This is a genomic window from Allobosea sp. UNC402CLCol (genome assembly GCF_000745475.1).
Classification (GTDB): Bacteria; Pseudomonadota; Alphaproteobacteria; order Rhizobiales; family Beijerinckiaceae; genus Allobosea; species Allobosea spartocytisi.
The window spans coordinates 110,434-124,273 of sequence record NZ_JQJJ01000010.1 but is presented as its reverse complement, the minus strand read 5'-3'; the positions used below and the strand labels follow the sequence as shown (position 1 = coordinate 124,273).

Annotated in this window: 11 protein-coding genes; 6 read left to right on the top strand and 5 right to left on the bottom strand. The window is 66.4% G+C overall.

Annotated elements, in window-relative coordinates; genetic code table 11:
• Nucleotides 1–10: 10 nt before the first annotated feature.
• Together GY40_RS12605 and GY40_RS12600 are read right to left on the bottom strand one after the other, a co-directional pair.
• Nucleotides 11–1,861, bottom strand: coding sequence for an AI-2E family transporter (locus GY40_RS12605; RefSeq protein ID WP_081925356.1), 1,851 nt, complete (start codon nucleotides 1,859–1,861; stop codon nucleotides 11–13).
• A gap of 88 nt (nucleotides 1,862–1,949) precedes the next feature.
• Nucleotides 1,950–2,387, bottom strand: coding sequence for a DUF1810 domain-containing protein (locus GY40_RS12600; RefSeq protein ID WP_038362804.1), 438 nt, complete (start codon nucleotides 2,385–2,387; stop codon nucleotides 1,950–1,952).
• Between the two features lie 129 nt (nucleotides 2,388–2,516).
• On the opposite strand from GY40_RS12600, the gene GY40_RS12595 reads away from it, so the two are divergent.
• The gene (locus tag GY40_RS12595) at nucleotides 2,517–3,554 is read left to right on the top strand and encodes a DmpA family aminopeptidase (protein WP_038362802.1); all 1,038 of its coding nucleotides are present in this window, start codon (nucleotides 2,517–2,519) and stop codon (nucleotides 3,552–3,554) included.
• A gap of 124 nt (nucleotides 3,555–3,678) precedes the next feature.
• On the opposite strand, the gene GY40_RS12590 is transcribed toward GY40_RS12595, so the two are convergent.
• Nucleotides 3,679–4,929 (bottom strand): aminopeptidase, encoded by a 1,251-nt coding sequence (locus GY40_RS12590; RefSeq protein WP_038362800.1) that lies wholly within the window; start codon nucleotides 4,927–4,929, stop codon nucleotides 3,679–3,681.
• 109 nt (nucleotides 4,930–5,038) lie between these two features.
• Entirely contained in the window at nucleotides 5,039–5,920 is an 882-nt protein-coding gene (locus GY40_RS12585; RefSeq protein WP_038362798.1) for a GntR family transcriptional regulator, read from the bottom strand.
• An 81-nt stretch (nucleotides 5,921–6,001) separates the two neighbouring features.
• Between GY40_RS12585 and GY40_RS12580 the strand changes: the two genes are divergently transcribed.
• The 3 genes from GY40_RS12580 (at nucleotide 6,002) to GY40_RS12570 (ending at nucleotide 10,466) form a co-directional block, all read left to right on the top strand.
• Nucleotides 6,002–7,144, top strand: coding sequence for a C45 family autoproteolytic acyltransferase/hydolase (locus GY40_RS12580; protein ID WP_038362796.1), 1,143 nt, complete (start codon nucleotides 6,002–6,004; stop codon nucleotides 7,142–7,144).
• A gap of 144 nt (nucleotides 7,145–7,288) precedes the next feature.
• Nucleotides 7,289–8,842, top strand: a complete 1,554-nt coding sequence (locus GY40_RS12575; RefSeq protein WP_038364028.1) for an ABC transporter substrate-binding protein — start codon at nucleotides 7,289–7,291, stop codon at nucleotides 8,840–8,842.
• 82 nt (nucleotides 8,843–8,924) lie between these two features.
• A complete protein-coding gene (locus GY40_RS12570) occupies nucleotides 8,925–10,466 on the top strand; it encodes an ABC transporter substrate-binding protein (RefSeq protein WP_038362795.1) in 1,542 nt (513 codons plus the stop codon).
• Between the two features lie 33 nt (nucleotides 10,467–10,499).
• Here GY40_RS12570 and GY40_RS12565 read toward each other — a convergent pair whose 3' ends face one another.
• Complete coding sequence (locus GY40_RS12565; RefSeq protein WP_051987912.1) at nucleotides 10,500–11,165, bottom strand: GntR family transcriptional regulator; 666 nt, start codon at nucleotides 11,163–11,165, stop codon at nucleotides 10,500–10,502.
• 179 nt (nucleotides 11,166–11,344) lie between these two features.
• On the opposite strand from GY40_RS12565, the gene GY40_RS12560 reads away from it, so the two are divergent.
• Both GY40_RS12560 and GY40_RS12555 read left to right on the top strand, forming a co-directional pair.
• Nucleotides 11,345–12,220: an alpha/beta hydrolase family protein gene (locus GY40_RS12560; RefSeq protein ID WP_038364022.1), complete on the top strand. Its 876-nt coding sequence runs from the start codon at nucleotides 11,345–11,347 to the stop codon at nucleotides 12,218–12,220.
• A gap of 55 nt (nucleotides 12,221–12,275) precedes the next feature.
• Complete coding sequence (locus GY40_RS12555; RefSeq protein WP_038364020.1) at nucleotides 12,276–13,817, top strand: ABC transporter substrate-binding protein; 1,542 nt, start codon at nucleotides 12,276–12,278, stop codon at nucleotides 13,815–13,817.
• Nucleotides 13,818–13,840: the final 23 nt, after the last annotated feature.

Below are 13,840 nucleotides of genomic sequence, written 5' to 3'. Positions count from 1 at the left end.
CGTCGGCGGCTCAAGCGATCCGCTCACGCCGCTCGACCTCGACTGCATCGCCGGCGATACGCGCCACCGCCTCGCCGAAGCTGCGCGCGATGAAATCGGCCTCGGGGACATGGCCGACCGCCTCAGGGGGTGCGGGCTCGTCAGGGTCCTGCCAGATCACGAGGCCGATGCGGACACCCGGCCATTGGCGCTTCAGCCGCCGGACCAGAAAACGACCGCTGCGAAGCGAGCCCGCATTCAGCAGGCACACGGCAACCGCATCGATATCGGAAACACCGTCCGGCCGCGCCGTCCCCAGCGCGGCGCGGGCGACCGCCACCGCCCGCGCGCCGTCCGCGGTGAGAACCTGAGCGAGCATCGTCGCGCTGACATCGTCCAGCACGCTTCGCCCGCCGACGCAGAGCACGGATCGCGTCGGCGCGCACGCAGTGGCGGCGCCGGCTTCCGCGTCCTCCGGTTTCTCGGGCTCGCTGTCGGCCGGAGCCGCCGCCTCGGCCAGATTGGCAATGACGGCCTGGGCAGCGGATGACACCGTCTTGAGCTGGCCATCGGCCATGACGCCGCGCTGGCGGTCGCGATCGGCCAGGATCAGGGCGGGAATGGCGACCTCGCCGTAGATCTCCGACAACGGCCTCTCCTCCAGCAGTTCCTCGAGCTGGTCGGTGGCCTCGTTCGGGTCGTTGGCGAGCAGCCTCTGGTAAAGCCGCATCTCGGGGTCGAGAACCGGCTCGTTGCCGAGGAGCACCTCGAAGAACTGGAACTGGGGCACATGCTTGCCGAGCACGACGAGGCACACGGTGAGCGGCGTCGACATCACCAGCCCGACCGGCCCCCACAGCCAGGTCCAGAAGATCGCCGAAACGATGATGGCGAGCGGCGACAGCCCCGTCCGGGATCCGTAGAGCCAGGGCTCCACGACGTTGTTGATGACGAGCTCGATGACGATGAAAAGCGCCCCGACCCATAACAGCAGCGTCCAGCCGGGCGAGACCGCGACGGCGAGGAACAGTGGCAGGACCATCGAGACGGCCGGGCCGATATAGGGCACGAAACGCATGACGATGCCCAGCGCCCCCCACAGCGCCGCATTGGGGATGCCGATCCACCACAGGCCAAGGGCGACCGGCACGCCATAGAACAGGTTGACCATGAGCTGCGTGAGCAGGTAACGGCCGACGCGGCTGCCCGCCTCCTGCAGGGCTTCGGTCGTCCGGTGCAAATCGCCGTAGCCGGCGAGCCGGATGAAGCGGTCGCGCAGATCCTCGCGCTCCAGCAGCATGAAGATGACCACCACGACGACCAGACCCGCCGTCGCCAGCGGGCCGATCAGCGGGGCGATCACGCTCGTCAGGATCTGGATCGGCTGCTCGGGCGAATAGATCTGCACGAGCATCGGGCCGCTGCTGTCACCGTCCGGCCGCCCGGCGGGAGTGTCGCCACGGCTGATTTCGCGCCCGACCCGTTCCACAGCCTCGGTGATCTGGGAGATGATGCCGTTCTCGGCGCCCGCATGCTTCAGGTTGCGGATCTTCTCCAGGATGTTCGACTGGTAGGTCGGCAACTGGCCGGAGAGCTCGGAAACCTGGCTCGCCACCAGGAAGCTGAAAGCCGCGATGCCGATGAAGGCCGCCGTGACCACGATGATGACGGCCGGCGTACGCCAGATGCCGGCGCGGCGGATGGCGGAAACCACCGGGGCCAATGCGAAGGTGAGCAGGACCGCGATCGCCAGCGGAACGAAGACATCCCGCGCGACATAGAGCACGGCGACAACGCCGAGCAACGCAACGGCCTGCATCCAGCTCGCCGGCAGGCCGGGACGGCTGGTTGCTCCCTCCGGTTCCGGTGTGACCGGACGCATTGCATCATCTGGATTCAAGGGTCACCCGCCTTTGCGCGATGCATAACGCGCTTCCGGCCGGTTTGATCCGCCCCGCGGGCCGCGCGGATCAGTTTGGGCCCGGCAACCTGCAAAGCGTCAGCGGATCGGCCTCTCCGTCGAAGAAGCGGCGCAACACCGCCCGGCAGAGATTATCGGCACGGCCATCGGCCCGGTCGAACAGCGTCATCGACGAGCGCAGCTTCATCTCGTCGGGCGAGCCGAGGATCGCATGCGCCGTCAGCCCCTCATGCGCGAGCAGGGCGCGCATGCAGGCCTCCAGCCGGGGGCCAAGAACGGGATGCGCCAGATAGGCCCGCGCCTCGTCGAGCGATTCCAGCCCGTAGAACAGGGAGGTCGGCGACAGGCCGAGCCCGCGCAGTTGCGGAAAGACGAACCACATCCAATGCGTCCGCTTCCGTCCGGCCTTCAGCTCGGCCAGCGCGGTCTCATAGACGGGCTCCTGGGCCACGAGGAAGCGCGCGAGATCGAAACCTGCGGGTTCCATGCTTCGTTTCCCTCCTGTCCAATCCGAGGCTGGGGACCCTTGTTCTTGCGCCGGCTTTCCCCGAAAATCCTATCCCGCTTTTCGGGCCGATGCGCTAAGCCCGCCTGACTGTCGTCCGGATCGGAAATCATGACCCAGCGCGCCCGCGATTTCGGCCTCATCTGCGGCATCATGGAGCCGGGACCGCTCAACGCGATCACCGATGTCCCGGGCGTAAAGCTCGGCCATCATACGCTGCGGGATGGCGACATCCTGACGGGCTTCACGGCGCTGCTGCCGCATGACGGCAATCTGTTTCGGCGGAAGATGCGGGCGGCGGTCGACATCATCAACGGCTTCGGCAAGAGCGCCGGGCTGATGCAGATCGCCGAGCTCGGCCAGATCGAGACGCCGCTGCTGCTGACCAACACGCTGGCCGTCGGCACCGGCTTCGACGCGCTGGTGACGCGCGCGCTTGCCGCCAATCCCGACATCGGGCGTGGCACCGGCACGGTCAATCCCGCCGTGCTCGAATGCAATGACGGCTATCTTTCCGATATTCGCGCCCGCGCGCTGACGCAGGACCATGCCTTCGCCGCGCTCGACGCCGCCGCCACCGGACCGGTGGCAGAGGGGGCGGTCGGCGCGGGAGCGGGCATGAGCGCCTTCGGCTTCAAGGGCGGCATCGGCACGGCATCGCGGCGCTTCGCGCTCGATGGCAGCGATTTCAGGCTCGGCGTGCTGGCGCTGGCCAATTTCGGCAATGCCGGCGATCTCGCCCTGCCGGACGGACGACGCCCCGTCCCGCCCGAAACCCGATCGCAGGCCGAGCGCGGCTCGGTCATCCTCGTCATCGCGACCGACGCCCCGCTGGAATCACGCCAGCTTCGCCGCGTCGCGCAGCGTGGCGGTGCCGGGCTCGCCCGGCTCGGCGCCTTCTGGGGCAATGGCAGCGGCGACATCGCGCTCGCCTTCACCACAGCCGATCCGATTGAACATGACGAGCCGAAGGACATCGTCCGGCTCGGCGCCTTGAACGAAAACCGCATCGACACGCTCTTCCGCGCCGCCGCCGAGGCGACGCAGGAAGCCGTGCTCAACGCGATGATCGCAGCCCCCGCCACGACCGGCCGCGACGGGCATCATCGCCCCTCCCTCGGGGATTGGCTGCGGGCGAATGCGGGCTGATCGGAAACAAGACCCGCATCATTCTCGAGCGAAGCGAAGCGCAGACCCGAGAATCTCCTGCCGGAGGGGCACCTTCTGGTCCTGAGATGCTCGGGTCAAGCCCGAGCATGACGCCCCTGCCGGCTCAGGCCCACTCGCCCTTGCGGAACACCGGCACGCGCCGCCCATCCGCATGGACGCCGTCGATGTCGACTTCGCCCGAGCCGATCATCCAGTCGATATGGATGAGGCTCTTGTTGCCGCCCTGCGCCGCGATCTGCTCCGGTGTCAGATTCGCGCCGTCGACGAAGCATTTCGAATAGCACTGGCCGAGCGCGATGTGGCAGGAGGCGTTCTCGTCGAAGAGCGTGTTGTAGAACAGGACGCCGCTCTTCGAGATCGGCGAGGAGTGCGGCACCAGCGCGACTTCGCCGAGCCGGCGCGCGCCCTCATCGGTGTCGAGCACCTTGTTCAGCACCGCCTCGCCACGCGAGGCCTTGGCCTCGACGATCCGCCCGCCCTCGAAGCGCACCTGGATGCCGTCGATCAGCGAGCCCTGATAGGAGAGCGGCTTGGTGCTCGACACATGCCCCTCGACCCGGCGCGCATGCGGGGTGGTGAAGACCTCCTCGGTCGGGATGTTCGGGTTGCAGACGATGCCGTTGCGGGCCGGCGAGGCGCCGCCCTGCCAGTCATGGCCATCGGCGAGCCCGACGGTCAGGTCGGTACCAGGCCCGGTGAAATGCAGCGCGGCGAAGCGTTGGCCGTTCAGCCAGTCGCGGCGGCTGCGCAACGCCGCGTTATGCGCCTTCCAGGCTGCCACCGGATCGGTCTCGTTGATGCGCGACGCCGCGAAGATCGCCTCCGCCAGCTTGCCGACCGCGACCTCCTCGGCATCCTCCGGGAAAACCTGCTTCGCCCAGGCCACGCTCGGAAAGGCGATGATGTTCCAGTTGATGTCGAAGCCGGCGATCTTCTCCAATGCCGGCTGGTAGGCCAGCGCATTCGCCTTGCTGGCACGGCCGACCTTGGCAGGGTCCTCGTTGGCGAGCAGCATCGGGTTGTCGCCGACGATGGCGAGCCGGGCCGTATTCTGCGTGAAGGCCTTGGCGACGCCCTCATAGAGCCAGCCCGGCGCCTTGTCGAAGCTCGCATCCGGCGCGGAGCGATAGCGCGCCAGGGTGACCTCCTCATCGGAGAGCAGCGGCGTCACGATGCCGGCGCCGGCCTTGTAGGCATGCTCGGCGATCCGCCTGACCAGCGGCAGCGCGGCGACAGGCGCCGTCAGGAACAGATCCTGACCGGGTTGCAGGTTCAAGCCCACGCGGATGGCGACCTCGGCCAGCTTGTCGAGCTTGGCGGGATCGATGGCGGCGGGGCGTTGATGAACGGTCATGGCAGTCAACCTGTCGGAGTTCGCAAACTGCCATTGCTCGCGCAAATCGCCGCCGGGTCAAGACTGTCCCTGCGTCGAGGCGGTCATTCGGAGATCGGACGAAGGGCCGTCAATCGGCCGATCTCGGGCCAAGCCGGAGCTTGCTCGCCCGCAGCAGATGGCTGCGCATCAGGGCCGAGGCGACCTCGTTCTCACCGGCCTCCAGATGGTCGAGCATGGCGAGATGCTCGGTGCAATTCACCTGGACGCGCTCGAAGCCAAGGCCCCAATCGTAGTTCGAGAGGCGCCTGAGCTGGTTCTGGCGCCGCACGGCCGAATGGAAATAGCGATTGCCCGTCGCCGCGGCCAAGTCTTCATGGAAAGCGGCATTCATTTCGTAGAAGGCGATGCTGGACGATTCGCGCCACGGGCTTCGCAGGTATTCGAGATGGCGCGCCCGCATCTCCGCGATCCAGCCTGCTTCGAGCCGGAAGTCCGGTTCGAGCATGCACATCGGCTCGATCACCATCCGGAAGCGATAGCTCTCGTCGCGCAGGCGCCGGTCGCGCGGCTCATGCAGGAAGCGCCAGCCATAGCCCGGCTTGCGCTCGACCATGTCGAGATCGGCGAGGCGGGCGAGCAGCTTCTGCGCCTCCGGCCGGCCCAGTTCGTAGCGCCGCATCACCTCCAGTTCTGAGACCTCGTCCGGCAGGAGCCCGTTCTCGCGCTCATGCGCCAGCCGGACCATGGCGAGGTCGATCAGCTCGGGCGGCAGAACGCTCGCCGTCGCATCCGGCAGCGCGACGACCTCGACCCCCTTGTTGGCGAGCCGCCGCACCACGCCCTGACGCGCGAGATGGTCGAGCGCGGCGCGGACCGGGGTCCGCGAGACGCCGAGCCGCTGCGCCGTGCCGTTCTCGTTCAGCCGGGCGCCGGCGCCGAGGCCGTCATCCCGCATCATCTGCAGGATGCGCTCGGCGATCTCCTGCTGCAGCCGCGTCGGCGTCGTCATCGAAGGCCTTGATTGTTTTAGTTCGTGATGAAATACAATACAGCATAACCCCAGGCCAGCATATCCGAAAGGCCCCACGCCATGGTCCAGCCCTGCCCCTTCGTCGATGTCTCCGGCTCGCCCTACGAGCGCGGCCGCCAGCATGGCGCGGCCGTGCCGAGCCGCGTAAAGCGCTCGATCGAGCTCTATGGCGGCCAGCTCGGCGATCTCGGCTACGACGCCAAGGCCAAATCCGCCCTGATCGGCGAGTTCGCCCGCGAGATCGAGGCTTTCGGCGCGCATTACATCGAGGAGATGCGCGGCATCGCCGACGGCGCCGGCGTCGCGCTGGAAGACATCATCATGGTCAATGCCCGCACCGAGGTGATCGCCAAGGCGCGGATGGTCAAGAACAAGCCAGTCGAGGCCACGGAAGAGCTCGACGATGGCTGCACCGGCGCGATCATCCTGCCTGAGCGCAGCGCCAACGGCGAAGTCATCCACGGCCAGAACTGGGACTGGCGCGCCGAATGCGCGGAGACCGCGATCGTGCTGCGCGTGCGCCGCGACGACGGCCCCGACTTCCTCACCTTCGTCGAGGCCGGCGGCCTCGCCCGCTGCGGCATGAACGCGGCCGGCGTCTCGATCACCGCCAACTATCTCGAATGCGACCGCGACTTCAGCCAGACCGGCGTGCCGCTCGCCCTGATCCGCCGCAAGGTGCTGGAGCAGGAGCATCTCGCCTTCGCGATCAAGGCCGTGGCGGCAACGCCCAAGGCCTGCTCCAACAACATGATGCTCTCGACCGTGAAGGGCTTCGGCATCGACTTCGAATGCGCCCCGGACGAAGCCTTCCCGATCTACCCGGAAGACGGCATGATCGTGCATGCCAATCACTGGGTCGGCCAGATCGCGCTGACCAAGGTCAAGAACACCAGCATCCCGCGCGTGCCGGAAAGCTTCTACCGCGACTGGCGGGTCAAGAAGCTGCTCAACGAGGCCGGCCGCAAGCTGACGGTCGACGATCTCAAGCAGGCCCTCTTCGACGATTTCCTCTCGCCCTATTCGGTCTGCCGTCCGGCCCGCCCGAACGAGCAGGGCAACCTCTCGGCCACCGTCGCGATGGTGATCATGCAGCCGGCCAAGGGGATCATGGAGGTCGCGCCGCTGCCCGCCCAGAACCGCGTCTTCACCCGCTACAGCCTGACCGAGGATCCGGTCCTGCTCGCCGAAGCGGCCGAATAACCCGGCCACGCAGCGTTTTCGAGCGAAGCGGACACCGCTTCGCGTGCCGACAATGCGTCAGGAAAGACGGAGCGCTCCCCGCTCGGGAGAGGCGAGGGAGCGCTCCGATACCGCGTCACAACCGCATAAAAACAGGGGAAGATGATGCACCGAACCGCCACCGCCACTGCCCTCGCTGCCGCGCTCCTGTGCGGCGGCGTGCAGATCGCCGAGGCCAGCACGCTCAGGATCCAGCTTCGCGCCGACATCCGCTCGATCAATCCCGGCGTCAACCGCGATGCCAACACCGACGGCGTCGTGCTGCAGATGGTCGAGGGCCTCGTCGCCTATGGCGAGGATGCGCTGCCCAAGCCGCTGCTGGCCGAGAAGGTCGAGATCTCGCCGGACGGCAGGAGCTACACCTTCACGCTGCGCCAGGGCGTGAAGTTCCATAACGGCGCGCCGCTCACCGCAGCCGACGTGCTGTGGAGCTGGAACCGCTACATGGATCCGAAGACCGACTGGCGCTGCCTCTCGGAATTCGACGGCCGCGGCCTGGTCAAGGTCGAGACGGTCACGGCGCCCGACGACAAGACCGTGGTGTTCCAGCTCGACAAGCCGAGCGCGCTTTTCCTCTCCTCACTCGCCCGCACCGACTGCGCCATGACCGGCATCCTCCACAAGGATTCGCTCAAGGCCGACGGCTCCTTCGACAAGCCGATCGGCACCGGCCCGTTCAAGCTCGGCGAGTGGAAGCGCGGCGAATACATCAAGCTCGATCGCTTCGCCGATTACGCCTCTCTGCCCGGCAAGATCGACGGGATGACCGGCGCCAAGAAGCCGCTGGTCGACGAAGTCCGCTTCGTCGTCATCCCCGACAACGCCACCGCCAAGGCTGCCCTGCTTCGCGGCGACATCGACGTTGTCCCCGACATCGCCAACTCCGACATCGCGGAGTTGAAGAAGAACGACAAGGTCAAGACCTCGGTCATCACCAGCATGAGCCTCGTCGGGCTGATCATCCAGACGCGCGACCCGCTGCTGCAGAATGTGAAGCTTCGCCAGGCCATCGCCGCCGCGATCGACGTCAAGGAACTGGTCGCGACCATCACCGACGGCCTCGGAACGCCGAACAATTCGATCATCCCGATGCTCTCCGCCTATTACGGCGCCGCGCAGAAGGAGGGCTGGGCATACGATCCGGCCGCCGCCAGGAAGCGTCTCGCTGAGGCCGGCTACAAGGGCGAGAAGATCGTGATGCTCGCCAACAAGCGCTACCCCGAAAGCTTCGACGCCGCCGTCGTCGCCCAGCAGATGCTGAAGGCGGTCGGCCTCAATGTCGAGATCGAGGTGCTGGAATGGGCGACGCAGCTCGACCGCTACACCAAGGGCAACTACCAGATGCAGGCCTTCCCCTATTCGGGCCGCATGGATCCGGCGCTGAGCTATGAATCGATGACCGGGCCGAAGGACAAGCAGCCGCGCAAGCTCTGGGACAATCCCGAGGTGCAGGCCCTGCTCGACAAGTCGATGGTCGTGAACGACCGCGCCGGGCGCCAGGCGATCTTCGACACGCTGCACCGGCGCTTCCTCGCGGAGGTGCCGATGGTGATGCTCTATAACGGCATCGTCGGCGGCGCGATGAGCGCCAAGACCCAGGGCTATGTCTCGACGGTGAGCTCGCTGCCCCGCGCCTGGGAAGTTACGGTCGGCGAATAACGGACCCTCCGCCTCCGGGCTTTCGCGCAAAGGCATGCCCGCTCAGGGCCTGCCGGACGACACGACAACAAGGGGAACGGGAATGATCCGCATTTCGGCTTCGGCATTGGCGCTCGCGCTCATCGGCGGCGCGGCACAGGCGCAGACCGTCAATGTCGCGCTCAATGCCGACATCCGCTCGACCAATCCGGGCGTCAACCGCGACGACAACACCGACGCCGTCGTGCTGCATATGGTCGAGGGCCTCGTCGGCTATCGCGAGAACGGCGCGGTTGCGCCGCTGCTGGCCGAGACCATCGACATTTCGGCGGACGGGCTGACCTACACCTTCCACCTCCGCAAGGGCGTGAAGTTCCACAACGGCGCGGAGATGACCTCCGCCGACGTGCTGTGGAGCTGGAACCGCTACATGGACGCGAAGACCGACTGGCGCTGCAAGCCGGAATTCGACGGCAGGATCGGCCTCAAGGTGACGGAAGCGACCGCTCCTGATGCCTCGACCTTCGTGATGAAGCTGGAAAAGCCGAGCGCGCTCTTCCTCGACACCATGGCCCGCACCGACTGCGCCATGGTCGCGATCCTGCACAAGGATTCCGTGAAGCCCGACGGAAGCTGGGACAAGCCGATCGGCACCGGCCCGTTCCAGCTTGCCGACTGGCGCCGCGGCGAATTCGTCCTGCTGAAGCGCTTCGACGGCTATGTCTCGCCTGTTGGCGACAAGCGCGACGGCTATGTCGGCTCCAAGCGGCCGCTCGTGCCGGAGGTGAAGTTTCTCGCCATCGCCGATGGCGCGACCGTCAAGGCCGGCATGATCTCGGGCGCGCTCGATGTCGCCGACGTTCCGGACCAGGATGTGCCGGAGATGCAGAAGACCGGCCTGCAGGTCCTGACCGCGCCGAGCGCCACCAAGCACACGATCCTGCTCCAGACCCGCGACCCGCTGCTGTCGAATGTGAAGATGCGCCAGGCGATCGCCTCCGCGCTCGATCTCGACGAGATCGTCGGCGCCGTCTCGAACGGGCTGGGCAAGACCAACAACTCGGCCGTCTACATCACCTCGCCCTATTACGACGAGGTCCAGAAGAAGCGTTACGCGCACGACCCCGCCCGGACGAAGAAGCTGCTCACGGAAGCCGGCTACAAGGGCGAGACGATCAAGCTGATCGCCAACAAGCGCGCGACCGTGCCGAGCTACCCCGTCGCGATCATGACGCAGGCGATGCTGGAAGCAGCCGGCATCAAGGCCGAGATCGAGATCCTGGAATGGGCGACGCAGCTCGACCGCTTCTCGAAGGGCAACTACCAGATGATGTCCTTCAGCTACTCGGCCCGGATCGACCCCGCCCAGAGCTACAACCAGTTCTCCGGCTCCAAGGACAACCTGCCCTCGAAGGTCTGGGACAGCCGCGAGGCCGATGCGCTGATCGAGAAGGCGACGCTGATCAATGACCAGGCCGAGCGGAAGAAGATCTTCGACCAGCTCCACACAATGATGCTGGCCGATGCGCCGCTGATCTTTCTCTACAATCAGGTCGACACCGCCGTGGTCTCGAAGCGCCTGCAGGGTTTCGCGCCCTGGGTCGCCTCGAAGCCCCGGCTCTGGGAGGTCAGCCTCGCCAGGTGAGGTGGAGGCTTCCCGGCGCGGAAACGCTGCGGCTCACACCGGCACAGCCAGTGGCGGCACCAGCGTAGCCCCCTTGGCGACATGCGTCGCGACCAGGGCGGCAAGGCGGCCGGCGTCGCGCGCCTTCAGGGCCTCCATCATCGCATAGTGCTCGCGGTCGCTGCGCAGCAGAGATTCATGCGAGCTCCACACCGTGATCCGCGAGCCGCGCCCGCGATCGCGCAAGGCCCAGATCGTCTCCTGCAACACGGCATTTCCGCAGAAGGAGTACATCAGTTGATGGAAGGCGTGGTTGATCTCGCTCTGCTCGGTGCGGCTGCCGGTCAATACGGCGGCCGAGAACTGCGCCGCCAGTTCGTCGAGCCGCGCGATCCCGGCTTCGTCGATGCGCGCGACCGCTCTTTCCGCCGCCGCCGTCTCGAGCATGACCCGGATCGCGACGATCTCCTGATAGGTCTTCATGTCGATCTCGGCGACGCGGTAGCCCCGGTTCGGGACATGCTCGATCGTCTTGCGCGCGGCGAGCTCGTCGAGGGCGCCGCGCACGTCGAAGCGCGTCGCCTCGAAACGTTCCTCCAAATCGATCTGGCGCAGCCATTCGCCCGGTCGATACATCCGCAGGCGGATGGCCTCCGCGATCGCATTGGCGAGGTCGGCCCGTCGGGTGCCGGTGTTTTTGCGTTTCCGCTCGGACGTCATGGCAGGCTCTCTAAAGCATTCTCGAGCGAAATCGACACCGGTTCGCGTAAACAAAATGGGGCAAATCAATGCTCTAGCAGGAATTGTCCGGCGCGGCAGAAGTTGGTTGCGGAACGGACCATAACATGCAACATAATTGGCGCCAATAATTTCACCAGAGGAGCAGGCCCGTGAGCGCCGTGGCAGAACAGACCGGCAAGCCGGAAGACGAGGCAGCCGCGCGCGGCAAGGCGCTCTACGAATACGGGCCGACCTCGATCTATTCGGCGAAGCACGATCCGCGCTTCCCCTACTGCCTCTATGTGCCGCCGAATCTCGGAAAGACCGGCGAGAAGCCGGAGCTGATCGTCGCGATGCACGGAACCGGCCGCGGCTTCACCGGCTATCGCGACGCCTTCTCGGCCTTCGCCCGCTGGAACAACTGCATCATCCTGGCGCCGCTCTTCCCGATCGGCGTGATGGGCGACGGCTATCGCGACGGCTTCAAATACATGCGCGAGGGCAATCTCCGTTACGACCACGTCCTGCTCGCCATCGTCGACGAGGTCTGCGAGCGCTATCGTCTCGCCTTCGAGCGCTTCGGCCTGTTCGGCTATTCCGGCGGCGGCCATTTCGCCCATCGCTTCCTGATGCTGCAGCCGCACAGGCTCTGGGGCGTCTCGATCGGCGCGCCCGGCTCGGTGACCCTGCTCGATCCGACGCGCGACTGGTGGGTCGGCACCCGCAACTTCGCCGAACTCTTCGGCCAGGAGCTCGACATCCCCGCCATGCGGAAGGTCGCGGTTCAGATGATCGTCGGCGCTGCCGATCTCGAGACCTGGGAGATCACCCACAAGCCCGGCGGCCGCAACTGGATGCCGGACGCCAACCATGCCGGCGCGACGCGGCCGGAGCGGCTGGCAAGCTTGCGCGACAACTTCGCCGAACACGGCATCGCCGCCCGCTTCGACCTCGTGCCGAACACGCCGCATGACGGCCAGAAGGTCGTGCCGACCGTCGAGGACTTCTTCGCCGGCGAGCTCAAGAAGCTCCGCAGCGCCCGCAAGGCCGCCTGACGGCTAAACCGATAAGCATGTCGATCACGACAGCAACGACAACAGGGGAATGACCATGAACCGTCTGTTCGCTTCCGCCTTTGCGCTCGCCCTGTCGGCGGGCGCGGTCAACGCGCAAACGCTCACCGCCGTGCTCAATGCCGACATCCGCTCGACCAATCCCGGCGTGAACCGGGACGGCAACACCGACGCCGTCGAGATGCACATGGTCGAGGGCCTCGTCGGCTATGCCGAGGACGGCTCGGTCGGCCCGCTGCTGGCGGAAAAGGTCGAGATCTCGCCCGACGGCAAGACCTATACCTTCCGCCTGCGCAAGGGCGTGAAGTTCCATAACGGCGCGACCATGACCTCGGCCGACGTGCTGTGGAGCTGGAACCGCTACATGGACCCGAAGACCGACTGGCGCTGCCTCTCCGATCTCGACGGGCGCAGCGGCCTCAAGGTCGTCTCCGCCACGGCCCCGGATGCCGATACCTTCGTCATGGAGATCGACAAGCCGAACGGGCTCTTCCTCGACACGCTCGCCCGCGCCGATTGCGGCGGCACGGCCGTGATCCACAAGGATTCCGTCAAGGCCGACGGGAGCTGGGACAAGCCGGTCGGCACCGGCCCCTTCATGCTCGGCGAATGGAAGCGCGGCCAGTCGGTCCAGCTCCTCGCCTTCGACCAGTACGTCTCGCCGAAGGGCGACAAGCGCGATGGCTATATCGGCTCCAAGCGCCCGCTGGTGAAGGAAGCGCGCTTCCTGGTCATCCCCGATGCGGCGACGGTGAAGGCCGGCCTGCTCGCAGGCTCGCTCGACATGGCGCTGATGCCGGAATCGGACGTGCCCGACCTGAAGAACGCCCCCAATGTCACGCTGGCGATCGCCCCCAACCCGGTCCGCCACAGCCTGATCATCCAGACGCGAGACCCGCTGATGAAGAACCAGGCCCTGCGCCAGGCGATCGCCGCCGCGATCGACTTCCCCGAGCTTGTCGCCAATGTCAGCAACGGCCTCGGCAAGCCCAACAACTCGCCGGTCTACATGACCTCGAAATACTATGGCGAGGCCGAGAAGCAGGGCTTCAAATACGATCCCGCCGCGGCCAAGGCCCTGCTCCAGAAGGCCGGCTACAAGGGCGAGAAGATCACCATCCTCGCCAACAAGCGCTCCTCGGTGCCGAGCTTCAACACCGCGGTCATCGCCCAGGCGATGATGCAGGCGGTCGGCATCAACGCCGAGATCGAGGTCCTTGAGTGGGCGACGCAGCTCGACCGCTACAACAAGGGCAACTACCAGATGCAGGCCTTCTCCTATTCGAGCCGCTTCGACCCCGCGCTCGGCTTCGAGCAGATCTCCGGCCCGAAGGACAAGCAGCCGCGCAAAGTCTGGGAGGATCCCGAAGCGCTCGCCCTGATCGACAAGTCGATGGTGGTGACCGATCCGGCCGAGCGCCAGAAGCTCTTCGACGAATTGCACAAGCGCTTCATCGAGCAGGTGCCGACGATCTTCACCCATAACGATCTCGACATCATCGCCCATTCCAAGCGCGTGACCGGCGTGACGCCCTGGGCGTCGCAGCTGCGGCTCTGGGAAGTCAGCGTCGCCAAGTAGGCGGCTTCCGGGATCGTCGAGCT

Excerpts from the sequence above, each read along its gene's own strand:
- GY40_RS12605 (WP_081925356.1), bottom strand. The coding sequence starts at position 1,861 with ATGCGTCCGGTCACACCGGAACCGGAGGGAGCAACCAGCCGTCCCGGC.
- GY40_RS12600 (WP_038362804.1), bottom strand. The coding sequence starts at position 2,387 with ATGGAACCCGCAGGTTTCGATCTCGCGCGCTTCCTCGTGGCCCAGGAG.
- GY40_RS12595 (WP_038362802.1), top strand. The coding sequence starts at position 2,517 with ATGACCCAGCGCGCCCGCGATTTCGGCCTCATCTGCGGCATCATGGAG.
- GY40_RS12590 (WP_038362800.1), bottom strand. The coding sequence starts at position 4,929 with ATGACCGTTCATCAACGCCCCGCCGCCATCGATCCCGCCAAGCTCGAC.
- GY40_RS12585 (WP_038362798.1), bottom strand. The coding sequence starts at position 5,920 with ATGACGACGCCGACGCGGCTGCAGCAGGAGATCGCCGAGCGCATCCTG.
- GY40_RS12580 (WP_038362796.1), top strand. The coding sequence starts at position 6,002 with ATGGTCCAGCCCTGCCCCTTCGTCGATGTCTCCGGCTCGCCCTACGAG.
- GY40_RS12575 (WP_038364028.1), top strand. The coding sequence starts at position 7,289 with ATGCACCGAACCGCCACCGCCACTGCCCTCGCTGCCGCGCTCCTGTGC.
- GY40_RS12570 (WP_038362795.1), top strand. The coding sequence starts at position 8,925 with ATGATCCGCATTTCGGCTTCGGCATTGGCGCTCGCGCTCATCGGCGGC.
- GY40_RS12565 (WP_051987912.1), bottom strand. The coding sequence starts at position 11,165 with ATGACGTCCGAGCGGAAACGCAAAAACACCGGCACCCGACGGGCCGAC.
- GY40_RS12555 (WP_038364020.1), top strand. The coding sequence starts at position 12,276 with ATGAACCGTCTGTTCGCTTCCGCCTTTGCGCTCGCCCTGTCGGCGGGC.